Raw genomic sequence first — 24,474 nt, forward strand, 5'->3', positions numbered from 1 at the left:
AAGCCACGCGACTGATGGGGGCCCCGGATGGAAATGAAGAGCGTCATCAGGTCACTGCGCATCCTGGAGGCGGTCGCCCGGCATCAGCCGGTCACCGTGGGCGAGTTGACGAAACTCTTCGGCCTGCCGAAGTCGACCGTGCAGCGCACTCTGGTCACCCTCAACGAGGCGGGCTGGCTCCGGGCCAACCGCAGGGACACCACGCGCTGGGAGATCGGCGCCCGGGTGCTGGCCGTACGGCCCGCAGCCCTGCAGGGCTCCAGCCTGTTCGCCGCCGCCCGCGAACCCATGATCCGCCTCCGCGACACGGTCAACGAGACCATCCACCTCTCGGTGCCCGACGCACTGCACAGCATGGTCGTCGTCGACCGCGTCGACTGCGACCATCCCGTACGGACCTTCCACACCATCGGCGACACCTCACCCCTGCACGCCACGGCCACCGGGCACGCGATCCTCTCCCATCTCCCGCGTCCTGAGGTCGACGAGTTCGCGACGGGCACCTTCGAGGGGTACGGCGAGGACACCATCACCGACGCCGAGGAGCTGCGCACGGAGCTCCAGCGGGTCAGGGAGCGTGGCTACGCCGTCAACCACAACCAGTACCTCCAGGGGATCTGCGCCATCGCCGCACCCGTCCTGGACGGTGAGGGCGTCCCGCTGGCCGCCGTGGCCGTCTCCCTGCCTGATTCACGCTTCGAGCCCGGTCGGCTCGCGGAGCTGGGGCGACTGGTGACCGAGACGGCGGCGGAGATCACCGCACGCCACCTGCGCTGAGGGCGCCTTCGGCCCGGCCCGCCCGCCGCGAGGCAGGGCCCTCCCCGTGCCCGGCCAGGAGGACAGAGCGGCCGGGCACGGCGTGGCCCGCGCGGTGCGCGATGCGGCGTAGGTCAGGGCAGGACCGCCGTCATCGCACAGGCACCGCGAGGTACTGGTACTCCAGGAACTCGTCGAGCCCGACCCGGCCGCCCTCGCGGCCGAGCCCGGACTGCTTGACACCGCCGAAGGGGGCGGCCGGGTTGGAGACGAGGCCGGTGTTGACGCCGACCATGCCGACCTCCAGACGCTCGCTGACCCGCAGGGCGCGGTCCAGGCCCTCGGTGAAGACGTAGCCGACGAGTCCCCAGGGGGTGTCGTTGGCGCGGCGGATCACCTCGTCCTCGTCGTCGAAGGTGAGGATCGCCGCGACCGGGCCGAAGATCTCCGTGTCCATCAGGCGACTGTCGGAGGCGACGTCGGTGAGCACGGTCGGCGGGTAGAAGCAGCCCGGCCCCTCGGGCGTACGGCCGCCGACGAGCACCCGGGCGCCGCGCTCCACCGCGTCGGCCACCAGTTCCTCGACCTTGGCCCGTCCGACCCTGTCGATCAGCGGGCCGACGTCGACACCGTCCCGGGTGCCGGGGCCCACGACCAGCGCGCCCATGCGCTCGGCCAGGCGCCGCCCGAACTCCTCCGCCACGGAGGAGTGGACGAAGAAGCGGTTGGCGGCGGTGCAGGCCTCGCCCATGTTGCGCATCTTGGCGACCATCGCGCCGTCGACCGCCTTGTCCAGGTCGGCGTCCTCGAACACGACGAACGGCGCGTTGCCGCCCAGCTCCATCGAGGTCCGCACGACCGCCTCCGCGCTCTGGGCGAGCAGCAGGCGTCCCACGTTGGTGGAGCCGGTGAAGGACAACTTGCGAATCCGCCCGCCGCGCAGGAGCGGTTCGCACACCTCCCCCGCACGGGAGGTGGTGACGACGTTGAGCACGCCGTCCGGCAGCCCGGCCTCCTTCAGGATCGCGGCGAGAGCCAGGCTGGACAGAGGGGTCTGCGGGGCCGGCTTGAGGATCATCGTGCAGCCGGCGGCGATCGCCGGGCCGATCTTGCGGGTGCCCATGGCCAGCGGGAAGTTCCACGGGGTGATCAGCAGACAGGGGCCGACCGGGCGGCGGGAGAGCAGCATGCGGTTGCGGCCGTCGGGCAGGACGCCGTGGCCGCCCTCGATACGCACGGCCTCCTCGGAGAACCAGCGGAAGAACTCAGCCGCGTACGCCACCTCTCCCCTGGCCTCGGCCAGGGGCTTGCCCATCTCGGCCGTCATCAGGTGGGCCAGCTCGTCGGTGCGCTCGACGATGATCTCGTAGGCCCGGCGCAGGATCTCGCTGCGGACCCGGGGCGCCGTACGGGCCCACTCCTCCTGCGCCTGGACGGCGGCCTCCTCGGCGCGCTGGGCGTCCTTGGCGCCCGCGTCGGCGACGTGCGCGATGATCTCACCGGTCGCGGGGTCGTCCACGGGCATGGTGGCGCCGTCCGAGGCGTCCACCCAGGCCCCGCCGATGAACAACTGCGTGGGGGTGTCGGTCATGGGGTTCCTCCTGGTCGAGCGGCTTGATCGGCGGTGGGGTCCAGCAGTTCCGCGAGGTGCAGGGCGCGGATGCCCCGGTCACCGGCGAGGTGGTCGATCTGGGTGGCGCAGCTGAAGCCGTCGGCCACGACGACGGTCCGTCCCTCGGCGTCGATGCCGTCGAGTCGTGGCTTGAGGGCGAGGTCGGCGACGGCCATCGAGGTGTCATAGTGCTGCGCCTCGAAGCCGAAGTTCCCGGCGAGTCCACAGCAGCCCTCGGCCTCGTCGACCTTGGCCACACCCAATCGGCGCAGCAGGTCGGTGGGGCGGCTGCCCTTGAAGGTGGCGTACTCGTGGCAGTGGGTCTGCAGGACGACGTCGGCCGGCAGCTCCGGCGGGGTCCAGTCCGGCGCGGCCAGGTCGGTCAGGGCGCCGGTGAAGGTGTGGACGCGCTCCGCGACCCGACGGGCGGCGTCCGTGCCGAGGAGCTCGGGCACGTCGCGTTTGAGTGCGGCGGCGCAGCTGGGTTCGGCCACGATGATGGGCCGCTCGTCACCGTTGTCGAGGTGGGCGACCGTACGGGCCATGATGCGACGGGCCGTGGACAGCTGGCCGGTGCTGACCCAGGTCAGGCCGCAGCACAGGCCGTCCTCGGCCGTGCACGGGATGCCGGCGTCGGCGAGCACGCGGCTCGCGGCGCCCGCCACCTCGGGGCGGAAGGCGCGGGTGAAACTGTCGACGAAGAGCAGGGCCTTCGCCGGTTCACCGGTCCTCGCCTTGCGCAGGGCCCCGCGGAGCGCGCGCCGGGAGGCGAAGGCCGGGATCCGGCGCTTCGTGGTCACCCCTCCCAGCCGGGCGAGCAGCTTGCCGACCGGTCCGCGCAGCAGCGCGTTGAGGGGGCGGGCGGCGAATCCGGCCAGGGCCGAGGTCAGCGGCAGCCAGCCCAGCGAGTAGTGGGAGCGGGGCCGGATCCTGCCCTTGTAGTGCTGGTGCAGGAACTCCGCCTTGTACGTGGCCATGTCGACGCCGACCGGGCAGTCACTGGAGCACGCCTTGCAGGACAGACACAGATCGAGGGCGTCCCGTACCTCCGTCGAGCGCCAGCCGTCCTCGACGAGGTCGCCCCGGACCATCTCCTGGAGGAGTCGGGCCCGGCCCCGGGTGGAGTCTGTCTCCTCCCCGGTGGCCCGGTAGCTCGGGCACATCACACCGCCCGCGTCGCTGCGGCAGCGGCCCACGCCGACGCAGCGTCGTACCGCGCCCGCGAAGCCGTCCTCGTCATGCGGGAAGGAGAACTCCGTCGCCAGGGGCTGGATCTGGTGCAGCGCGAGATCGGCGTCGAGCGGGGCCGGGGCCACGATCACGCCCGGGTTGAGCAGCCCCTCGGGGTCGAACACATCCTTGAAGGCGGCGAAGGCCCGGATCATGCGATGGCTGTACATGACCTCCAGCAGCTCACCGCGCGCCCGCCCGTCGCCGTGCTCGCCGGACAGGGTCCCGCCGTGCGCGACGACCAGGGCGGCCGCCTCGTGCAGGAAGCGGCGGGCGGCAGTGCGGCCCACGTCCGTCGCGAGGTCGAAGTCGATGCGCACATGGACGCACCCCGCGCCGAAGTGCCCGTACATCACGCCGGTGAGTACGTGGGAGGCGAGCAACTCGCGGAAGTCCCGCAGATAGCCGGCGAGGTTCTCGGGCGCGACCGCCGAGTCCTCCCAGCCGGGCCAGGACTCCCCACCGTCGACGAGGCGGGCGGCCAGGCCGGCCCCGTCCTCGCGGACGCGCCACAAGGAGCGCCGTTCGGCCGCGCTCTCCACGACCCGCCCGCCGGTCATCCGGCCCTGTGCCTTGAGCACGTCGAGGAGCTGGGCCGCGCGGGTGTTGACCGTGGCCTCGTCGTCGCCGTCGAGTTCGACGTACAGCCAGGCCCGCCCTTCGGGCAGTCCGGTCACGGAGTCCGGGCCGCGGCGGGCGCGCATGGTGGCGACGATCGCCTCGTCCATGCCCTCCACGGCGGTGGGATTCCAGCGCAGGATCTCCGGCACGTCCTCGGCCGCGTCGACGACATCGTCGTAGCCGAGAGTGAGAAGCGTGGAAGCCTGTGCGGTCGCCACCAAGCGGACCGTCGCGGCGGTGACGACCGCACAGGAGCCCTCGGTGCCGACCAGGGCGCGGGCCATGTCGAAGCCGTGCTCGGGCAGCAGGTGGTGCAGCTGATAGCCGGAGACCTGACGGGGAATGCGGCCCAGCTCGGTACGGATCGGCGCCAGGTTGTCCGCGATCAGACGGCGTACCTCCGCCTCGAGACGGGCGAGGGGTCCGGCGTCCTGCGGGTCCACCGCGTGCAGTCCGGTGCGGTCGGCGACGGCGCGCACGCCGTCGACCGTCACGATCTCCAGCGCCTCGATGTGCGAGCTGGTACGCCCGTGCCGCACGGACCGGTTGCCGCACGCGTCGTTGCCGATCATGCCGCCGAGTGTGCAGCGGCTGTGCGAGGACGGGTCGGGGCCGAAGGAGAGCCCGTGCAGGGCGGTCGCGCTCTGCAGCGCGTCGAGGACGACTCCGGCCTCGACACGCGCGGTCCCGCCGGCCGGGTCGATGTCCAGGATCCGGTTCATGTACCGGGAGAAGTCCAGGACGACGCCCGGCCCGACCGCGTTGCCGGCCATGCTGGTCCCGCCGCCGCGCGCGGTGACGGGGACGCCCGTCTCCTTGCAGGCCCGCAGCACCGCGACCACGTCGTCGGCGCTGCGGGGGAAGGCCACAGCCTGCGGGGGGACACGGTAGTTGGAGGCGTCGTAGGCGTACTGGCCGAGGGCGCCCTGGCCGGACTCCACCCGCAGGCCGGGAGCCGTCTCGGTGAGGCGGGCGGTCAGCCGCGCCACGCTCTCGCTCATCGCGGCGATGCTCCTGAGGTACCGGCTTCCACCGCGGTCGCCCACGCCTGGAGGCCCTCGTCCACCGCCGTCTCGTCGATGACGAGCGCCGGGATCATGCGCACGACCTGGTTCCACGCGCCGCACAGCAGCAGGAGCAGGCCCTCGTCGATGGCGGCTCGCTGCACACGGGCGGCGGTCTCGGGGTCGGGGCTGCCGTCCTCGGTGACGAACTCGGTGGCCAGCATCAGGCCCAGGCCCCGAACGTCACCGATGCCCGGCGTGCGGTCGGCCACCGCCTCCAGGCCGTGACGCAGCCGCTTGCCCATCGCGTCGGCGTTCTCGACGAGCCTCTCGTCGCGTACGACGTCGAGGGTGGCGACGGCCGCCGCGCACGCCACGGCGTTGGCGCCGTAGGTGCCGCCCTGCGAGCCCGGCCATGCCTTGGCCATCAGTTCCTCGGAGGCTGCGATGCCGGACAGCGGGAAGCCGCTGGCCAGGCCCTTGGCGGTGACGAGGATGTCCGGGGTGACACCGAAGTGGTCGTGGCCCCAGAAGCGGCCGGTGCGGCCGACGCCGGTCTGCACCTCGTCCAGGATGAGCAGGAAGCCGTGGCGGTCCGCACGCTCCCGCAGGCCTTCCATGAAGGCGCGGGTGGCGGGCACGTAGCCGCCCTCGCCGAGTACCGGCTCGACGATGATCGCGGCCGTGTCGGCGGGCGAGGAGATCGTCTGGAGGGTGTAGTCCAGCTCCCGCAGGGCGAAGCGGGTGGCGGTCTCCTCGTCCCAGCCGTAGCGGTACGCCGACGGGAACGGGGTGACGACCACACCGCTCATCAGCGGCGAGAAACCGGAGCGGAAGCGGGTACCGGAGGTGGTCATGGAGGCGGCGGCGACCGTACGACCGTGGAAGCCGCCGTGGCACACGATGACGTTCGGCCGGCCGGTGGCCTGGCGGGCAAGACGCAGCGCGGACTCGACGGCCTCGCTGCCGGAGTTGGTGAAGAACAGGCTGTCCAGGCCGGCCGGCAGCACTTCGCCGAGCTTCTCGACGAGCTGCCGCAGCGGCCGGTGCATGACGGTCGTGTACTGGCCGTGCACCAGCGTGCCCACCTGCTCCTGCGCCGCCGCCACGACCTTCGGATGGCAGTGCCCGGTGCTGGTGACGCCGATACCGGCGGTGAAGTCGAGGTAGCGGCGGCCGTCCTCACCGTAGAGGTGGACGCCCTCGCCCCGGACCGCCACCACTGGCGTGGCCTGGCGAAGGTGCGGCGACAGTGCGGTCATGTTCGTCTCCCGGCCTCGATGTTCGGTCTGCTGCGGTGTCCCGAGCATCTCCGCCGCCCGGCGGCGAGCCAACGCGCGATCTGTCCGGTACGGGCCCGCTGTTCGGACGTTCTGTCAAGCACGGGCCGGAACCACGGCGCTCACCGCCTCATCCACCGAGACAGGACGCCCTTGCGCAGGTCAGCAAGGCTTGTCACAGTGGCCGGGCACTCCCCCTCTCGGCTTCGCTCGGGCGGGGCACCCCCATGGAGACACCGTGAACGACAGCCGTTCGACGGCACGACCGCCGGACATGGGCGGCCAGGACCGCACCCCGCCCGCCCGCGCCCTCACCGTCGCCGACGTCCTTGCTCTGCCGGTCCTGGCCGCCGGCCGGCCCCAGGTCGTGACCGGCGTGACCTTGCTCGACCGGACGGTCCGCTGGGTCCACATCACCGAGCTGACGGATCCCGCGTCCTTCCTCAAGGGCGGCGAACTCGTTCTGACCACCGGCATGCCCCTGCCCGAGGAGTCCGCAGGCATCCAACGCTACGTCGACGAACTCGCCCGCATCGGGGCGGCGGCCCTGGTCATCGAACTCGTACGGCGCTACCACCGCCCGCCGGACGCACTCGTCCACGCCTGCCGCACCCGCGGGCTGCCCCTGATCACCCTCGCCAAGGACGTCAACTTCCTCGAGGTCACCCAGGTCGTGCACGGCCTCATCCTCGGCCACCAGGCCGAGGCGATGCGCCGCACCCAGCGCATCCACGAGGCGTTCACCACGCTGACGCTGCGCGGCGCCGGACCGGAGGACGTCATACGCGCGGCAGCCGAGATGAGCGGCCGCACGGTCGTCCTGGAAAATCTGGTCCACCAGGCACTGATCTGCGAACCCTCCGGCGCCACCCTGGAGGAAGCGCTCACCGACTGGGAGCAACGCTCCAGAGCGACGCCGCCCGGCGACCGCACGAGCCGACGCGGCCCGGAAGGCTGGCTCACGGCATCGGTCGAGTATCAAGGTGAACGTTGGGGCCGCGTGGCCATGCTGCCCGTCCCCACCACCGAACCGCCCTTCGGACCGGAGCACATCACCGTCCTGGAAAGGACGGCGATGGCCCTGACCGTCGCGCGCCTCACCCACCCGACCCCCTGGGAAGGCACCGCGCACCGCAACGCCCTGCGCGACCTCGTCGAGCAGCGCCACCGCTCCGCAGCGGACGCCTGCGCCCGGCTGGCCGCACTGGGCCTGCCCACCGAGAACAGCCGCTTCCTCACGGTCGTGGTGGACCTCCCCGCAATGGACACCACAGCGCATCCCGAGGCCCGCCTCTCCCAAGTCCTGCGCGCCACGGGAATCCCGGCACTCACCGGCGAACTGTCCCCCGGCCGCCTGGGAGTACTGCTCGCCCTGAGCCCCTCACACCCCTGGCAACCCGTGGTCGAACGGCTGAGCCACATGGCGCGCGACCTTTCCCCGCGGGCCGTCGTGAGCGTCGGCCTGGAGGTCGACCACCTCACTGACACTCCTCGTTCCTTCCACCAGGCGAGCCGCGTGGCCGAGGCCACCCCACCCGACCAGCCTCTCCCTGCGGGCCGCTCCTTCCACGAACTCCGCGATGTCGACCTGCGCCGCCTGCTGTACGCGCTCCGCGAGGACACCCGGATCCAGGAATACGCCGAACGACGACTCGGCCGGCTCCTCGATCACGACGCCCGACACGGCACCGACCTGCTGACGACCCTCCGCCACTACCTCGACGTGGCCGGCAACAAGACCAGCGCCGCCCGCCGCGGCGGTCTGTCGCGCGAGACGTTCTACCAACGCCTGCGCACCGTCGAACGCCTCCTCGACTGTGACCTCGAATCCGGCGCACAGCGCACCGAACTGCACGTGGCCCTCACGGCTCTCGACATGCTGCGAGTGCGCTGACGGCTCCCGGGAAACCTCGGCTCACGCAGCGCCGACGCCGACTACGGCGTACCCCGGACGCGAAAGCGCGCCTTCCTGCTCGCCTCCCGCGTCCGTACCGCCGAACCGCCCTCGCCCGCCCATGCCCAGGTCGCCGAGCCCGAGTCGCTGTTCGGTCCGGGTGGCGCCCGGTGGGTGTCCATGGCCGAGGCCCTCGGCTGGGTCGCCACCGGGCGGCCCGTCCCCACGGTGTGTGCCGACGGCGGACCAGGAGGCGGCCCCGACCCTTCCCCTCCGCTCACGCCGGCCAGCCGCCTGCCGCCAGTCCACGCACCCCGGTGTGGACCATCGCCGTGCGGGATGGGATGCGTGGTCCACACCGCCTGCCGGTCGAAGCGGCCGGGCAGGCCGACGCCGAAGGCAGTGCCCTGCGGCTGCCAGTGGACCAGGTCGGCGGACGTGGCGCGGCCGTAGGAGGTCTCTATCCGCAGGTGGTAGAACTCGGCTGTCAGAGGCCGGGCGGGGCGTATCGCATACACAGTTCCTGTCACGTCAGAGCGCCCGAACGCATGCGCTGACCATCGATTCAAACGGACTCTTTCGGACGTCAGCCCAAGTAAGCGGGGCGCGGTGCGGCGACCTCGCCGCGGCGCTCGCGTGCGTCGGCGGCACCGGCCAGGCATGCGGCCGCGGTTGGTCGGTGGGATCGCGATGCGGATCAGGCCTTCGGCGAGGTGCTCGTCAGTGAGGACACAGACGCGTCGGCCGGAACCTCCTGCCGCCATTCCGGATAGCGGTGGCAGGTCACGACCCGCCCGTCGGCCAGCTCGCGAGGTTCGGGACGGCTCTGCCGGCACGGCTCCGTCGCGAACGGACAGGGAGGCGAACGCGCATCCGCTCAGCGGCTGCCCGGGGGTGTCGGCCGGGCGGCCGCCGCCGTCACACTGCGCCGTTGCCGCTGCACCTCCGGATCGGCCACCGGGGCGGCCGACAGAAGGGCGCGGGTGTACGGGTGCGCCGGCTCGTGCGCCACCAGATGGGTCGGCCCCGCCTCCATGACCGAGCTGCACCGGTGCCCTGCCCGGCACCTGAAACGAGTTGCGGCCGTGCACGCACACCATCCACCACGACGCCGACGCGGTTTCTCGCGTGTTCCTGCCGACGCCGTCCGCTTGAGGAAACCGGGTCCGAGCGGATCGCCGGAGGTCGGCCTCACAGGGAGCGCAGCCGTCCAGCCCCTCGTGCCACACCGGTTCCTGCGACTTCGCCGTCGCCGCATCAGGCACCTGCGAAATCTTTCCGGTCCGCTGCTCGGCGGCCTGCGCGGTCCGGTCGGCCCGGGGCGTGGTCCTGCATGGTTTCGTCCGCCGGGGCCAGCACCTCGCCGACCCGCGAGCGGGCGATGGCCCACTCCTGCCATTCCCGCTCGGCCACGGCCAGCTCGGCCTGGATGCGGTCGGCCTCCTCCCGCAGCTCGGCCACACGACGGCGAGCGCCCAGCTCCCGCTGTTCCGACAGCCCATACCGACGGCATCCAGGACCTCCCGGGCAGCGACAGCACGACAGGGCACTACTCCCAAGGGACCGCCGACCCTACGCCCGACGGTCCAGCTCCTTGACGATGTCCGCAACCTGGTCCGGCATCGACAGGAACGGCGAGTGGGAGGCGTCCAGCGCCACCACGGATGTCGGATTGTCCGGGAAAGCGGCGTCGGCTTCCGTGATGAATCTGCGCTGCGCTGCCGGGCGTATCGCCATGTCCTGCGCGCAGGTGACGTAGGTGCGTGGAATCGATCCCCAGCCGTCTCGGGTCAGGGTGGTGGCACCGAGTGCGATACCGACCGGGGCGTCGGGGGAAAGCAGGCCGAGGGCGGCCCCGGCGGCGTCCGGATCCACGTCACCGAAGAATGCCTGACGCAGCTGCCGGCGGTAGGCGGTGTCCTGCGACGCTAGGTCCAAGCGCAGTGCGCCGATCACGGTGGGGTCGGCACGCAGCGACGGCCCCACCAGTTCGCCTTCGTTGTCGTCCGACTGGATGTACAGGGCAGCCGCCGTCAGTGCGTGCAGCTGTGCATCCCCTGCTGGCGGGCCCTGGACGGCCGTGCCTGGGGCCATGCCGCCCAACTTGAGCCTGCGGAACTCGCCAGGGTGCTGGGGGTGTACGCGACCCGGGTGATGACGCCGGTCGGCTCCACCGCCGTGACGGGGCTGCAGCTGATGACCGCGCTCAGCCCCCCGACCCGCGCCAGCGAGCCGGACGAGAACGGCAGGCGGCAGGCGGCACCGCGAGCACCGGCCAGGCTCGCTGGGTACGGAGCCGTTGGACCCCGCGCCGTGCGAGGCGACCGACGGGCACCCCGTCCTGGCCGATCTGCCCCGCTTCCACGTGCGCGGGCCCGATGAGAGGCTGTTCGAGGAGGCCTACGACTGGGCGCGGGACCTGAGCGATGACGAGTGCATGCAGCGGCACCTGGTCGGCCTGGATGTGAACCTCGCCTTCGGTGCGGCCGCCAACGGCGCCGTCGTCGGCCTGGCCGCACCTCCCGTGCACGTCACCCGCCCGGTCTTCGATGCGGCGGCGGCCGGCTCCTGGCTGGTCGACCTCTCCCACGTCGACCTGTCCCGGGTGAAGGTCGGCAAGCAGTGGCGCGACCTGGACGGCGTGCTGCTGCCCAGCCCGTTCACGCCGACCGGCAAGCGCCCCGAGGGCCCGGCCTGGTACGCCACCCCCACCGTGGCGTAGGCCGTCGAACTCGGCTACGACGTCACACCGCTGGAGGCATGGGTGCGGCCGGAGAGCGGCCGGTTCCTGGACGGCTGGTACAAGCGGCTGCGTGATGCCTATGTCGCCACCATGGCGGACCTCGGCGTCGCGGAGAAGCTGTCCCCGGCCGAGTGCCTGGAGGCGATGGACGGCTACAAGCAGCGTGATCCGGAGCTGGGGATCGTGGTGGACGCGGTCAAGATGACCGTGAAGGGCGGCATCGGCAAGCTGCAGGAGAAGGCGCGCGGCGGGGGCTGGAAGCCGGGTCAGGCCTGGCCCGCCCTCGCCCGCCCGACATGGCGCCCCGACATCCGCGCCACCGTCATCTCCCGGGCCCGCATCAACATGCACCGCAAGATGCTCAACCTCGCGGCGGCCACCGGCCGTTACCCGGTCGCGGTCCTCTCGGACTGCGCGGTGTACGCGGCCGACGGCCCCAGCCCGCTCGACGTCCTGCCCTACGACGCCGACGGCAAGACCGCGAACGAGGCACGATGTGGCTGCGTTTGGTGCCTGCCTCGCTCACCGCGACTGATCTCAGCTACTCCGTGGCGTCGTGACGGTGTACTTCGCGGCGTCGTTCTTCTGCGCCTTCGTGCGGGCCAGGCGGTAGGACTCGGTTCCGGTCTCGATAATGGTGGCGTTGAACGTGAGGCGGTCCACGATCGCCGCGCAGAGCCGTGGGTCGGTGAAGGTCCGGCTCCAGCCGGTGAACGCCTCGTTGGAAGCGATCGCGATGCTGTTCTTTTCCTCGCGTTCAGTGAGGACCTGGAAGAGCATTTCCGCGCCACGGCGGTCGAGCTCCAGGTAGCCCAGCTCGTCGATTTCGAGAAGGTCGACCCGTCCGTAGCGGGCGATGGTCTTGCCCAGCTGCTTGTCGTCGGCCGCTTCGACCAGTTCGTTCACCAGGGCTGCGGCGGTGGTGTAGCGGACGCGGTAGCCGGCCATGGCGGCTGCGGTGCCCAGCGCGATCAGCAGGTGCGACTTGCCCGTGCCGGAGTCCCCGATCAGACACAGCGGGTGCCCCTTGGCGATCCACTCGCAGGTGGCGAGATTGTGGATGACCGCAGGATCGACGTGGGGATTGACGCTGTAGTCGAACTCCCGCAGCGACTTCTCGCGGGGGAAGTGAGCTGCTCGGATGCGGCGTTCGGCCCGGCGCCGGTCCCGGTCCTCGCATTCGGCCATCAGCAACTCGGCGAGAAAACCCGCGTAGGAAAGGCCTTCGCGTTCGGCCCGGGCGATCGTGTCGGCGGCCTGGGCTCGCCTGGTGGGCAGCCGCAGCAGGCGGCAGGCGGTGTCGATCGCCGCGTCGGATGCCTGCGCGGTCAGCGCGTGATGGGCGGTGGTCATGATGAGTCCTTCCGGCGAAGCTGCAACAACTCGTCCCACTGCTCCAAGCGGGGCAGCGGACGCTGGTCGGCGGGCAAAGCATGGGCGAGACGACGCGGAGTCAGCGGGGTGACCTGGGCCGGGTCCCGATCCAGCGGCTCCGGGGCTAGGGTGTCTGCGGTGACGGTCGGTGCCGCCCGGCCGTCTGGGCCGCCTTGCGGGCCTCCAGCGCGATGACGTCCTCGTTGAAGGTGCCCGCCCCGAGAGCCCCGTGGATCCCGGCCACCACGTCGCCGTGCTGCTGATGCCGGTGCAGCAACAGCACCTTCACCAGGGCTTTCGTTCCCTCGGCATCGCCGAGGGCCTTCTTGGCGGCGGCTCAGAACGCTTCATGGACGGCTGTGAAGGTGCCTTCGGCGCGGGCCTGGTGGAGGGCCTCGGAGCGTTCCAGCGCCCCCGGCTTGGTCAGCTGGGCTTCCAGGTAGTGGTCCAGCACGAGGTGTTCGGCACCACGTTCGGTCAGCCGCCGGTGTCGGGCAATCTCCCGCCGGCCGTCATAGACGGTCAGGTCGTCGCAGGTGAGGGTGACAGTGACCTTGCGGTCGATGTAGCGGACCGGGACCGAGTACCGGCACATCTTCACGGTGATCAGGCCATAGCGGTCGACGCGGGGCGTGAGTGTGATGCCGGTGGTGAACGGATCGTCCGGCAACGGCAGCAGGTGACCGGCCTCGCGGGCGAAGTCCTGCGCGATCGTCCGCATCCTCGCACCGATCCGCCGCTCGTCCTCCTTCGCCTCGAACTCGGCTAATCGGGCGTTGAGTTCATCCAGGCTGTCCACCTGCGGCACCGGGGTGAGGTAGTTGCGGCGGAAGTAGCCGACCTGGCCTTCGACACCGCCTTTCTCGTGGGCGCCGCGCAGTCCCGGCTCGCAGTAGAACGGGGTGAATCCGTAGTACTCGTGGAAAGCGGTCCAGCGCGGGTTCTCCTCCCGCGAGCGACTGTGGAAGACCACCTTCTTCACGGCCGGAGTGAGGTTGTCGTAGCGAACTTGGCCGGCCGGCACCCCGTTCAGCGTGGTCAGCGCGTGGACGTGGCCTTCGAAGAACGCCTGCTGACCTCACGATCGTGAGATGCGGTGCACGGCCTTGCCCGAGTAGGCCAGCCGGAAGGCGAACAGATAGCAGCGGGTGCGCTGGCCGGCCAGGTCCACGTAGACGTCCCCGAAGTCGACCTCGGCATCCGCGCCGAGCGCGTTGTGCCGGGTCACGAACGCCTCAACGGGCGCTCCCACCTGGGCGGCGATCTCCTTGCGGCGGGCCGCGACGTAGTCCCGGACCGTCGGATACGGGATCGCCTCGCCGAACTCCTCCTCGATCCGCGCAGTGATCCGCCGCACGGTGTGCCGCTGCTTGCGCGGAGCTTCCAGATCAGCCCGCAGCCAGGCATCGACCGTCTTCTTGTACGGCTCCATCCGAGGCGACGTCCGCACCGGCCGACGGCGCGGCGTGGGCACCGGCGAGGACAAAGCCTCGCGTACGAGTCGGCGGTGGACGCCGTACTTCTTCGACAGAGCCCGGATCGACATCTGCCGCTGCCAGCTGTCCCGCCGGATCCGGTCGAACAGCTCTTGCTTGGACAAAGACATCCACAGCACCGCCCCTGCCGAAAACCACAGGAACCGTCTCACCGCAAGAGCTGAGGTGGGGCCACTTCGCCCCGTCACCACCCCCCAATGCACCCGCGAGCCCCATCAACTGGGGCCGCTGGAAGACGTCACGCCGGGGCCGTTGGACAACGTCACAGCCAGGCTGGAGCCTGCCGCCTTGGGACAACACCGGGCGCCGTCGACCCTCGCAAGCGTCTCGGTCGCTCTCGGCTTGGGCTGCGCCGACTACCTCGGCCGCGCGCATGAGCGGGTCCGCCAGGGATCAGCTGCCTCCGCGTCGACACGCACGTCAGCCCGAGATGTCTTCGTACGAAGGTGGAACGTCTGCGCAGGGGTATCGACGTGTGGCGCCGCCCCTGACACTCGTGCCCCACTCCGGGATCTTCTGGCCATCCTGGCCCTACCAGGGAGCCAGGAGGAGAGGGCGATCCGGGTGGAGGACTGGGCAGAGATCCGCAGGCTGCACCACGCCGACAGCGTGCCTGTCCGGGCTGTCGCCCGGCACCTGGGCATCTCGAAGAACACCGTGAAGAAGGCTGTGAACCGCCCGGCCGCGGAAGTACACGCGTGTCCCGGCCGGCTTCGCGGGCGATGCGTTCGAGCCCGCGATCCGCGAGTTGCTGAAGGCCACCCCCACCATGTCCGCCGCCGTCATCGCCCAGGGGACCGGCCGGCGGCGTGGCATGACCGTGCTCAGGGAGCGGGTGCGCGGGCTACGGCCCGTCTGTCCGCCCGCCGACCCGGTCTCGCGCACGTCTACCCGCCCGGCGAGATCGCCCAGTGCGATCCGTGGTTCCGAGGGGACGATTCGCCGCGGCCGTGACCGCGATGCCGACCGTTCGCATAAGCCCTTGCCACGGTCGAGGAGGCCCAGCGCGAGGTCGAGCGGGCCAGTGAAGCCGGTCGAAGCCGGGGCCGCCCGGACGGCTTCCGCCTCCCGGCTTTCCCTGACGTGATATAGCCTCGCTGGGTGTCAAGCGGCCATCACAGGACCGGTTCGGGGCTCCCGCTGCCCGGGAGGAGCTGTTCGGCCCAGATGACTTTTCCTTCGCGGTTGTGCCGCGTGCCCCAGTGCTGGGCGAGCTGGGCGACCAGGAGCAGGCCGCGGCCGCCCTCGTCGGACACCCGGGCACGGCGCAGGTGCGGGGCGGTGCTGCTGGCGTCGGAGACTTCGCACGTCAGAGTGGACTGGAGGATCATGCGCAGCTGGATGGGGGCTTTGCCGTAGCGGATGGCGTTCGTCACCAGCTCGCTGACCATGAGTTCCGTGGTGAAGGCCATGTCTTCCAGCCCCCAGGCGGCCAGTTGGTCGGATGCCTGGGCGCGGGCCCCGGAGACGACCGCTGGGTCGGTGGCAAGGTCCCACGTGGCGACGCGGTCGGCGTCGAGCGCTCGGGTTCGCGCCAAGAGGAGAGCGATGTCGTCAGCGGGGCGGCTGGGCAGCAGCGCCGACAGGAGTTTGTCGCAGGTCTCCTCCAGTGACGCCGACGCTTGGGCAAGCACATCGCGTAGCAGTGTCTGGGCGATGTCCACGTCGCGCGTGCGGCTTTCGACGAGTCCGTCGGTGTACAGGGCCAGGAGACTGCCTTCCGGCAGTTCGAACTGGGCTGTTTCGAAGGGGAACCCGCCCAGGCCGAGAGGTACACCGATCGGTATCTTCGGGAGGTCGACCGCACGCGAGGCCGGGCCGCCGCTGCCGGAGACTGGGGGAGTGACGACGGCTGGGGGAACATGTCCGGCGCTGGCCAGGGAGCACAGACGGTAGACCGGGTCGTACACCGCGTACAGGCAGGTGGCGCTGATCCCGTCCGCCCCCCGTTCCTCCTCACGCTGCAGGCGGATGACCACGTCATCGAGGTGGGTGAGCAGTTCGTCGGGTGGCAGGTCGATGTCCGCGAAAGCACGGACAGCCGTGCGCAGTCGGCCCATGGTGGCGGAGGCGTGGAGGCCGCGGCCGACCACGTCCCCCACGACGAGGGCGACACGTGCTCCGGAGAGCGGAATCACGTCGTACCAGTCGCCGCCCACGCCCGCGCGGGATCCGCTGGGCAGGTAACGGGATGCTGTATCGACGGCGGACTGTTCGGGCATCCGGTGCTGGAGCAAGCTGCGCTGGAGGGTGAGCGCGGTGGAACGCTCGTGGGCGTAGCGACGGGCGTTGTCGATGTAGACGGCTGCTCTGGAGGCGATCTCCTGGGCCAGGAGCAGGTCTTCGTCGTCGAAGGGGTCCGCGGTCCGGTGGCGGAGGAACTGTGCGAGGCCCAGGGGGGTTCCGCGGGCCCACAGTGGAACCAGGAGCGCCGAGTGGATACCGAGGGTTCGCAGCGTACGTCTGTGGTCCGCAGACACCGCCAGCCAGGTGGGAATGTCGGAGGCCGTGATGCGGTGCCGCAGGGGCTGTCCGGTGGCCAGCGCGCGAGCCGGCTCCGACCCCTCGGGGTAGGTGTGCGTCTCCCCCGTACCGTCTGCTGAGTCCGCCCAATCGTCCAGCACTGACTGCTGGGCGACGCGACGGACTACCGACGGAACGGGTGTCGGCCCCGTGTCCTCTTCCCGGAGTGCGGAGTCGAGCAGGTCAACGGTGACGAGATCAGCGAACTGGTCGGTACCTACCTCAGCCAGTTCCTGGGCGGTGCGCGTGGTGTCCAGGGTGGTCCCGATCCGCACGCTCGCCTCATTGACCATGATCAGACGCCGCTGCAGCCAGCGGTCGCGTTCCGTCTGGTACGCCGCCGCGGCCCCTTCCGCGGTGCGATCGACGTACTCGAAACCCATCGTGCTCAGTGTGATCGTCGCCGCGTGGATCAGCTCCGGGGACTTGGTGAGGCGGGCCATCTCCTCAGAGAACAGCCGGATCAGACCGGCGTGGACGAACCGGTAGGACCGTAGGAGCTCACTTATCTGCACCCCGTGCTTGGCGAGTCGGCGAGCGAGCTCAATGCCGGCGGGTGGCGTCGTGACCTCGGTCAGATCATTGCCGTGCTGAAGAATTTCCAGAACGGCGGTGACGTGTTGGGACACGGTCGTGGGTATCAGAGCGGCGACGTCCTCGTACTTCCACACCTCGGGAAGCTCGCGGCGGAAGCGTTCTACCATCGCATCGACGAGCTGGTCCGCTTGCGGCTCGAGCCCTCGGGCGAGATCGCGAAGGAAGGAATGGGTGTCGGTTCCCACAATCCAAGTGTACGGGTAAGTGATATGGGCGGGCATCCCTTGGAGGTGCGGGACTCAAGGGCCCGATCGTTTTGACGAAGCGGCGGCCGACAGGCAGCTGACCACCGGCGTCCTGGCTTCCAGCCTGGTTCGGCCCGCTCCGCATCACGCCCGAGCGACGGGGCCCTCGCTGAGCGTGACCAGGTATTGCCGCAGGTACGGGTCGTGGAACGTCACCGGCCCATGGGTCCGGGAACCCGGTCGATGAACAGGTGGCGTAGTGCCCAAATACGAGCCGGGCAAGCACCAGTAACAGCAGAGGGAACGCAGGGGGCGACGCTGGCTTGCCAGATGGTGCCCGCCGGTGATCATCAGGGCAATAGGCTCGGGGCGTGACCGATGAGACACTGTTCACCGATGTGTGCCAAACACTGGCGCGTGCTGGCTTCGACATCGCGTCGGCCCAGTCAGGGGAGGGGACGGGGCTGCGAATCCGCCAGGAAGGGGACTTTGTGGTGGTGAGCTGGGTGCCCTCCAGTGAACTAGATCCTGTCAACCGTCAGGATGCGGAATATGAGGGCATCCGTGCTGCTCTGAGGCAGGCCCTGACGGAGATTCTCACGCAGGCCGGCTATGTGGCACAGCCGAACGAGGACAGCACCGAAGGATGGGTGAGCCGGGCTTGATCCGCCGTTGAGGCGAAATCGGGGCAGCGATGGTCCCGGCGGCTGTCGTGTCTGCCTCCGGCGTCCGGAGTGACGGTTGTCGTCGTCTGGATCGACGGGACGGTGGCGGCGGGGGAGGGTTCGGCGTGTGCACAACGGCCGGTGCGGTGCGGAGGTCGTCGCGAGGCTCAGGGTCATGGCCTGGGTGAAGCTGTAAGGCAGCGACCGCAGCACCCACCGTCTGCAGAGACTCCTGGCGAAGACGGGGCGCGTCAGTGCATGCCCGCCGTGTCGAGCAGGGTGGCCACCGTGGGCGTGATGAGCCCGGTCAGTCTGTCGGCTCCAATGCCTGCGCGGGCACTGGCGCCGTCGAAGACCAGGATCAGCTGCCGGGCCAGTAGGTCGGGATCGCTCGCCCCGCCCCGCTCGGCCTCGGCACGGAAGAAGGCCGTCAGGTTCGCCTTGACCCGGTGCGCGACCCGGCTCGCGGGGTGGTTCTGGTCCTTCAGCTCGATCTGAGCAGCCAGGTATCGACAGCCTAGGAAGTTGGGTGTACCCGCCTGCTCCTCCAACTGATCGAAGACGTGCAGGATCCGCTCGCGGGGTGAGCGGCTGTCGTCCGCCGCGGGCAGAAGGGTCGCCACGAATGCGGCGGAGCGCTCCTCCAGGCTCGCCGCGAGCAGTTCGTCCTTGCTCTCGAACAGCTGGTACATGGAGCGCTTCGACACGCCCGCCGCCTTGCACAGCGTGTCGACGCCGATGACGACACCGTCTCGGTAGGTGAGCGCGGCCGCCGCCTCCAGCAGCCGCTCCCTGGGGCTCAGTTTCACTTCGGTGGTCATACCGCGAGGTTAACTCGCTCGCGACGAAATGAAAACCGATCGGTTTACGTCGCTTTTTCGGGGCGACCTTCGCGCTGCCGCGGTCGAGCGGAGGGGGAGTACGGCTCCGCTCTGCCGCTCTGCGGTCTTCTCGGGCTTCGTCTGGGCCGGCACGCCTTGTGCCCCTTTGCGGCCGTGGTAGCCCGTCACCCCGAAGAGTGCGGCCATGATGAGACCGACGGCCACGTGCACGCAGCCCCGGCCAGGCCCGCGTTTCCTTCGGTGCCGTTGTAGAGGATCGAGCAGGTACCGGCGGTGATCTGGGGCAGGGGTGTCCATCCCCATGAGGCCGGCGGAGCCGGCCATGGCCAGCGTGACCAACAGCCTCGGGAATTCGGGCCACATTGTGACGCCGGTTTGTGGAAGGTGCTTGTACTACAGCCGGAGATCTTGAGGGTCGGTGATGGGTGGGATCGGCCGGTGGTGGGCCCAGGGTCGGAGGGGGTCCGGGAGCGGGTCTCCGCGGCGTCGGTAGTGGCTGACCATGGCTCGGGTCTGGTGGAGCCGACGCCATAACTCGCAGGTCAGGACGGTCTCCACGGGGTGGCGCGGGTTGAGGTGGGTGGCGGCCAGGCAGTGCCGGATGGTGTGGACCGAGGGCCGCAGGAGCGAGCTGGGGATCAGCCAGCGGCCTCGCTCTCGTCGATGCTCGGAGCTTTTCCCTGATCGGGGGCCTGCTCCGGGTCGGCGTCCGGCTCGGATTCGGGGGTCTGGCCGGGTTCGGGGATGGCGGCGCGTTGGATGCTGAGGAACGCGGTGGCCAGCATGCAGGCGGTGGCGTGACGGTGCCAGGGGGTCCACTTGCGGACCTGGTACTGGGCCAGGCCGGCGAGCTGCTTGTTGATCTCGTTGTCCTCCTCGATCTGCCAGCGGCCGCCGGCTCTGGCGATGACCTGCGAGACCGTGGTGGCGGCGGGGGCGTGGACGAGGAAGCAGGCGATTTCCCGGTGGAGTTGTCCGTCCTTGCCGCGTCGGTTGGGGTGCAGGGACCGGCGCAGTACCAGCCAGTGCGTGAAGCCGTCGGCCGGGTTCTCGTCTTTGACCTGCACGGCGAAGGCCGTCCAGTCGTAGAGGCGCTCGCCCTTGGCGCCGTCGCCGCAGGAGCGGCGTTCCCACTGGTCACGGGTTTTCGCGTAGTGGAGCAGGTCATCGGCGCGCTTCACGGCCGGCTGGCGCGGCTTGCCCGGCGGGCCGTCGATCGGGAGGTCGACCGGGACGCCGAACACGTACGGCACCTGCCGCCCGTGGCACCAGGCCCGAAGCTGCGGGTCACGGCCGTAGCCGGCGTCGGCCAGCACCCAGGAGAACGGCACCTGGGCCGCGCGGGCCTGCTCCAGCATCGTGATGGCCAGTTCGGGCTTGGTGGCAAAGGTGATCTCGTCGGGCACCCCCGCCTGGCGGCACCGGTCGCGGTCGTCCGTCCATTCCTCGGGCAGATACAAGCGGCGGTCGATGAAGGCGTGCCCGGCGGCGGTGGCGTAGGTGAGCATCACCATGGTCTGGCAGATGCGGACATCGCCGGTCAGCCCACAGTGTTGGAAGGCCACCCCGACCGACTTGGTGCCCTTCTTCTGAGCCTGGGTGTCATCGATGACGAGTGAGGCGTCCTGGCCGCCCAGGTGCGTGATGACGTAATCGCGGACCGCGTCACGCAGCCGGTCGGCGTCCCACACCGACCCGTTGAGCAGCCACTGCATCCGGTCCGCGGTCACATGCCCGGCACGCTCCGACAGTGTCCAGCCGTTCTTCTTCGGCAGCTCCGCCAGCAGCCCCTCGATGAACTGCGCGAACACCACCCGAGGCTCCGGCCGGTTGAACAAGTACCCCAACGAACCAGTCAACGCGGACAATTCAATTCAGCATCCCACCCGGCTATCTGCTCAGCCGTCACACCCAGCATCATGCCCGGTCAACGACGCCACACAGGCTCCGTCACAAGATCTCCGGCTGTAGTACAGGGACTGCGGGCTCAACCAGGTATCACCGGTTCCGTTCGGCGCGCTCCGTTCCCGTCATGAAGGAGCTGCAATGGCAGAGCACACCGACGACGTGGTGCGAGTCCACATCGAAGACGGCATCGCCACCCTCACCCTCGACTCGCCGGGCAATCGCAACGCTCTGTCCGCCGCGCTGGTGGGACAGGTGCACGACGGCCTGACCCGGGCCGCGGCCGACGAAACCGTTCGCGCGATCGTCCTCTCCCACACCGGGCCGACGTTCTGTGCGGGCGCGGACCTCAAAGAAGCCGCGCAGGGCGGTATGCAGCAGGGCGCCGAGACGTTGCTGGGATTGCTGCGGCGGATCGTGGAGACCCCGGTCCCTGTCATAGCGCACCTGAAGGGCAATGCCCGGGCCGGTGGGCTGGGCATCGTCGCGGCCGCCGACATGGCGGTTGCGCCCGCCGACACGACCTTCTCCTTCTCCGAGGTCCGTCTCGGTCTGGCGCCCGCCATCATCTCCCTCACCGTCCTGCCCCGCATCGACGAACGGGCAGCCGGACGTTACTTCCTGACGGGTGAGACGTTCGACGGCGCGATGGCGGTGAGCATGGGCCTGCTGACCGAGGCTCCGCGTGACGCCGGGGGTGTGGAGAACGGCGTCCGGGAGATCGTCAGCGCTCTGCGGCTGTGTTCCCGGCAGGGTCTGGTCGAGTCCAAGAAGCTGACTGCAGCGCGGCTGCGTGATGTGCTCGAGCAGCAGGGTGATGCCATGGTCAGGCTCTCCGCCGACCTCTTCGCGTCCGAGGAGGCCGCGGAAGGCATGCGCGCCTTCCGTGAACGCCGGCCGCCGCGCTGGGCGCTCTCCGGCTGACAACATCCGGCTGTCCCTTTGCCCGTGGGTCGCGGGGCAAAAGGACAGCCGCGTCACTCACGAACGATGCCTCCCCGGCAGCGGAATCGACACCGCCGTCCTGTGCCCGGCAGGCGTCGAGGTCACGCGGCGCTCTCCCCCACGGCGTCGAGCGCCTCGGCCACCGCCAGCTCGGCGTCGGTGCTGCTTCGGATCTCCGCCACCGTGACCCCCGGCGCGGTCTCGGTGAGTACCAGCCCGTGCTCGGTGATGTCGATGACGCCCAGGTCGGTGATGATCCGCTGAACGCAGCGCTTGCCGGTCAGCGGCAGGGTGCATTCCTCGACGACCTTCGGTGTGCCGTCCTTGGCCACGTGCTCCATGAGCACGACCACTTTCCGTGCGCCATGGACGAGGTCCATCGCCCCGCCCATCCCCTTGATCATCTTTCCGGGGATGGTCCAGTTCGCCAGGTCGCCCACGGCCGAGACCTGCATGGCACCGAGGATCGCCGCGTCGATGTGCCCGCCGCGGATCATCCCGAAGGACAGGGAGGAGTCGAAGAAGGAGGCGCCCGGCAGCACGGCGACGGTCTCCTTGCCGGCGTTGATCAGGTCGGGATCGACCTGATCGGCGGTGGGGTACGGGCCGACGCCCAGGATGCCGTTCTCCGACTGCAGCACCACGTGCACGCCGGGTGACAAATGGTTGGGCACCAGCGTCGGCAGTCCGATGCCGAGGTTCACATACGACCCGTCGGTCAGCTCGCGCGCCGCCCGAGCGGCCATCTCGTCCCTGGACCAAGCCATCAGTTTCGCCCTCCTGCCGTCTCGCGCTGCCCCGGCACCCCTTCGGTGATCGCGGGGACCGGGCGTACGGTCGTCTTCTCGATGCGTTTGTCGGCGGCTTCCTCGGCGCTCAGGGCGAGCACCGACTGCACGAACACGCCTGGCAGATGGATCGTGTCCGGGTCGAGTTCGCCGGGCTCGACCAGTTCCTCGACCTCCGCTATGGTCACCCGTCCGGCCATCGCCGCGAGCGGGTTGAAGTTCCGGGCGGACTTGTCGAAGACGAGGTTGCCGTGCCGGTCCCCTCGGGCCGCGCGGACCAGGGCGAAGTCGGTGGTGATCGACTCCTCCAGCACGTACTCCGCCCCGTGGTACTGGCGTACCTCTTTCTTCGGCGAGGCGACGGCCACGCCGCCGTGTGCGTCGTAACGCCACGGGAGGCCGCCTTCGGCGATCTGGGTGCCGACGCCGGCGGGGGTGAAGAAGGCCGGTATGCCGCAGCCGCCGGCCCGCAGGCGTTCGGCGAGGGTGCCCTGAGGCACCAGTTCCAACTCGATCTCGCCAGAGAGGTACTGGCGAGCGAACTCCTTGTTCTCGCCGACGTAGGACCCGGTGACACGGGAGATGCGGCGGGTTTCCAGCAGCATCCCCAGGCCCCACCCGTCGACTCCGCAGTTGTTCGACACGACGCGCAGGTCGGTGGTGCCCTGCGCGTGCAAGGCCTGGATGAGTACGGAGGGTATGCCGCAGAGGCCGAAGCCGCCGACGGCCAGTGAGGCCCCGTCGGGTATGACCGCGACCGCCTCCATGGCCGAGGTGACGACCTTGTCCATCAGCGTGCTCCGTTCAGGTCGGCGAGGCCGAGTTCGCGGGCGATGAGCAGGCGCTGGATCTCGCTGGTGCCCTCACCGATCTCGAGGATCTTGGCGTCGCGCCAGAAGCGGGCGACGGCGTACTCGTTCATGAAGCCGTAGCCGCCGTGGATCTGGGTGGCGTCACGGGCGTTGTCCACGGCTGTTTCGGAGCTGTAGAGCTTGGCGAGCGCGGCTTCCTTCTTGAAGCGCTCGCCGGCGACCAGCTTCGAGGCGGCGTGGCGCCATGCCAGTCGGGCGGTGTGCGCGCGCATCTCCATGTCGGCGAGCTTGAACTGAATGGCCTGGTTGGCTCCGATGGGGCGGCCGAACGCCTTTCGTTCGCGGGCGTACTTCAGCGACTCGTCGACACAGCCCTGGGCAAGGCCCGTGGCGAGGGCGGCGATGGCGATGCGGCCCTCGTCGAGAATCCTCAGGAACTGGGCATAGCCGCGGCCCCGCTCGCCCAGCAGGTTCCGCACCGGGACGCGGACGTCGGTGAAGGCCAGCTCCCGGGTGTCGGAAGCGTTCCAGCCCACCTTGGAGTACGGCGCGGCCACGGTCAGGCCCGGGGTTCCCGCGGGGACGATGATCGCGCTGATCTCCTTGCGCCCGTCCGGCGTGGTGCCGGTGACCGCGGTCACGGTGATCAACCCGGTGATGTCGGTGCCGGAGTTGGTGATGAAGCACTTGCTGCCGTTGATCACCCATTCGTTCGTGGCCTCGTCCAGGCGGGCCGTGGTCCGGGTGGCTCCGGCGTCCGAGCCGCCGTCGGGCTCGGTGAGGCCGAACGCCCCGAGGATCTCGCCCGAGCAGAGGCGGGGAAGCCACTCGGCCTTCTGCTCCTGGGTGCCGAAGAGGTGGATGGGCATGGCGCCGAGCGAGACACCGGCCTCGAGAGTGATGGCCACCGAGGAGTCGACCCGGGCAAGCTCCTCCAAAACCAGGCCGAGCGCGAGGTAGTCCCCGCCCATGCCTCCGTGCTCCTCGGGGAAGGGCAGCCCGAACAGGCCCAGCTTCCCCATCTCCCGGACGATGTCGTACGGGAATTCGTGCCGCTCGTAGTAGTCGCCGATCACCGGGGCGATCACATCGCGGGCGAACTCCGCGACCGTACGGCGGAGTTGTTCATGCTCATCACTGAGCCGGTGGTTCAACATGCGGTCCTCGATCTCACGCGAATGCGGAAGCGGAAGCGGAAGCGG

The 24,474-nt window shown here is 70.1% G+C and carries 17 protein-coding genes and 3 pseudogenes; 6 read left to right on the forward strand and 14 right to left on the reverse strand.

Annotation, left to right across the window (positions count from 1 at the left end; all coding sequences use genetic code 11):
- Positions 1–33: 33 nt before the first annotated feature.
- Positions 34–777, forward strand: coding sequence for an IclR family transcriptional regulator (locus tag K1J60_RS03385; RefSeq protein ID WP_220651250.1), 744 nt, complete (start codon positions 34–36; stop codon positions 775–777).
- 130 nt (positions 778–907) lie between these two features.
- On the opposite strand, the gene K1J60_RS03390 is transcribed toward K1J60_RS03385, so the two are convergent.
- From K1J60_RS03390 to K1J60_RS03400, 3 genes are read right to left on the reverse strand one after another with little or no spacing between them, the layout of a single operon-like run.
- A complete protein-coding gene (locus tag K1J60_RS03390; protein ID WP_220644845.1) occupies positions 908–2,347 on the reverse strand; it encodes an NAD-dependent succinate-semialdehyde dehydrogenase in 1,440 nt (479 codons plus the stop codon).
- Positions 2,344–5,220, reverse strand: a complete 2,877-nt coding sequence (locus K1J60_RS03395) for an FAD-binding and (Fe-S)-binding domain-containing protein (protein ID WP_220644846.1) — start codon at positions 5,218–5,220, stop codon at positions 2,344–2,346. The genes K1J60_RS03390 and K1J60_RS03395 overlap by 4 nt, the downstream gene beginning before the upstream one ends.
- The gene (locus K1J60_RS03400) at positions 5,217–6,485 is read right to left on the reverse strand and encodes an aspartate aminotransferase family protein (RefSeq protein WP_220644847.1); all 1,269 of its coding nucleotides are present in this window, start codon (positions 6,483–6,485) and stop codon (positions 5,217–5,219) included. Before K1J60_RS03400 ends, K1J60_RS03395 begins: the two co-directional genes overlap by 4 nt.
- A 292-nt stretch (positions 6,486–6,777) precedes the next feature.
- Between K1J60_RS03400 and K1J60_RS03405 the strand changes: the two genes are divergently transcribed.
- Both K1J60_RS03405 and K1J60_RS45575 read left to right on the forward strand, forming a co-directional pair.
- The gene (locus K1J60_RS03405; protein ID WP_220651251.1) at positions 6,778–8,397 is read left to right on the forward strand and encodes a PucR family transcriptional regulator; all 1,620 of its coding nucleotides are present in this window, start codon (positions 6,778–6,780) and stop codon (positions 8,395–8,397) included.
- Positions 8,398–8,433: 36 nt separating this feature from the next.
- Positions 8,434–8,670 (forward strand): annotated as a pseudogene (locus tag K1J60_RS45575) (DNA cytosine methyltransferase); the annotation flags it as partial.
- A 604-nt stretch (positions 8,671–9,274) separates the two neighbouring features.
- On the opposite strand, the gene K1J60_RS03415 reads toward K1J60_RS45575, so the two are convergent.
- The 3 genes from K1J60_RS03415 to K1J60_RS03425 all read right to left on the reverse strand — a co-directional run bounded on the left by K1J60_RS03415 (position 9,275) and on the right by K1J60_RS03425 (position 10,491).
- Entirely contained in the window at positions 9,275–9,433 is a 159-nt protein-coding gene (locus tag K1J60_RS03415; RefSeq protein ID WP_220644848.1) for an ABC transporter ATP-binding protein, read from the reverse strand.
- Between the two features lie 221 nt (positions 9,434–9,654).
- A complete protein-coding gene (locus tag K1J60_RS03420; RefSeq protein ID WP_259407533.1) occupies positions 9,655–9,858 on the reverse strand; it encodes a hypothetical protein in 204 nt (67 codons plus the stop codon).
- Positions 9,859–9,969: 111 nt separating this feature from the next.
- Entirely contained in the window at positions 9,970–10,491 is a 522-nt protein-coding gene (locus K1J60_RS03425; RefSeq protein WP_220644849.1) for an alpha/beta fold hydrolase, read from the reverse strand.
- On the opposite strand from K1J60_RS03425, the pseudogene tap reads away from it, so the two are divergent.
- Positions 10,417–11,617, forward strand: a pseudogene (gene tap / locus K1J60_RS03430) (telomere-associated protein Tap); the annotation flags it as partial. The gene K1J60_RS03425 and the pseudogene tap sit on opposite strands and share 75 nt — an antisense overlap.
- 60 nt (positions 11,618–11,677) lie before the next feature.
- Here tap and istB read toward each other — a convergent pair.
- The 3 genes and pseudogenes from istB to K1J60_RS03455 all read right to left on the reverse strand — a co-directional run bounded on the left by istB (position 11,678) and on the right by K1J60_RS03455 (position 17,237).
- Positions 11,678–12,493: an IS21-like element helper ATPase IstB gene (istB, locus tag K1J60_RS03435; protein WP_220644850.1), complete on the reverse strand. Its 816-nt coding sequence runs from the start codon at positions 12,491–12,493 to the stop codon at positions 11,678–11,680.
- Positions 12,490–14,120, reverse strand: a pseudogene (istA, locus tag K1J60_RS47040) (IS21 family transposase). Before istA ends, istB begins: the two are co-directional and overlap by 4 nt.
- 1,005 nt (positions 14,121–15,125) lie before the next feature.
- Positions 15,126–17,237 (reverse strand): ATP-binding SpoIIE family protein phosphatase, encoded by a 2,112-nt coding sequence (locus tag K1J60_RS03455; protein ID WP_259407534.1) that lies wholly within the window; start codon positions 17,235–17,237, stop codon positions 15,126–15,128.
- Positions 17,238–17,686: 449 nt separating this feature from the next.
- On the opposite strand from K1J60_RS03455, the gene K1J60_RS03460 reads away from it, so the two are divergent.
- A complete protein-coding gene (locus tag K1J60_RS03460; protein WP_220644855.1) occupies positions 17,687–17,980 on the forward strand; it encodes a hypothetical protein in 294 nt (97 codons plus the stop codon).
- Positions 17,981–18,231: 251 nt separating this feature from the next.
- Here the strand turns inward: K1J60_RS03460 and K1J60_RS03465 are convergent, their stop codons facing one another.
- The gene (locus K1J60_RS03465) at positions 18,232–18,801 is read right to left on the reverse strand and encodes a TetR/AcrR family transcriptional regulator (RefSeq protein ID WP_220644856.1); all 570 of its coding nucleotides are present in this window, start codon (positions 18,799–18,801) and stop codon (positions 18,232–18,234) included.
- A 659-nt stretch (positions 18,802–19,460) separates the two neighbouring features.
- Positions 19,461–20,633: an IS701 family transposase gene (locus tag K1J60_RS03470; protein WP_220644857.1), complete on the reverse strand. Its 1,173-nt coding sequence runs from the start codon at positions 20,631–20,633 to the stop codon at positions 19,461–19,463.
- Positions 20,634–20,868: 235 nt separating this feature from the next.
- On the opposite strand from K1J60_RS03470, the gene K1J60_RS03475 reads away from it, so the two are divergent.
- Positions 20,869–21,651 (forward strand): enoyl-CoA hydratase family protein, encoded by a 783-nt coding sequence (locus K1J60_RS03475; RefSeq protein ID WP_220644858.1) that lies wholly within the window; start codon positions 20,869–20,871, stop codon positions 21,649–21,651.
- Between the two features lie 122 nt (positions 21,652–21,773).
- Here the strand turns inward: K1J60_RS03475 and K1J60_RS03480 are convergent, their stop codons facing one another.
- From K1J60_RS03480 to K1J60_RS03490, 3 genes are read right to left on the reverse strand one after another with little or no spacing between them, the layout of a single operon-like run.
- Complete coding sequence (locus K1J60_RS03480) at positions 21,774–22,439, reverse strand: CoA transferase subunit B (protein WP_220644859.1); 666 nt, start codon at positions 22,437–22,439, stop codon at positions 21,774–21,776.
- Positions 22,439–23,251, reverse strand: a complete 813-nt coding sequence (locus tag K1J60_RS03485; protein WP_220644860.1) for a CoA transferase subunit A — start codon at positions 23,249–23,251, stop codon at positions 22,439–22,441. Before K1J60_RS03485 ends, K1J60_RS03480 begins: the two co-directional genes overlap by 1 nt.
- Positions 23,251–24,426: an acyl-CoA dehydrogenase family protein gene (locus K1J60_RS03490; RefSeq protein WP_220651252.1), complete on the reverse strand. Its 1,176-nt coding sequence runs from the start codon at positions 24,424–24,426 to the stop codon at positions 23,251–23,253. The genes K1J60_RS03485 and K1J60_RS03490 overlap by 1 nt, the downstream gene beginning before the upstream one ends.
- Positions 24,427–24,474: the final 48 nt, after the last annotated feature.

It is taken from the genome of Streptomyces akebiae (assembly GCF_019599145.1).
In the GTDB taxonomy this organism is placed as follows: domain Bacteria; phylum Actinomycetota; class Actinomycetes; order Streptomycetales; family Streptomycetaceae; genus Streptomyces; species Streptomyces akebiae.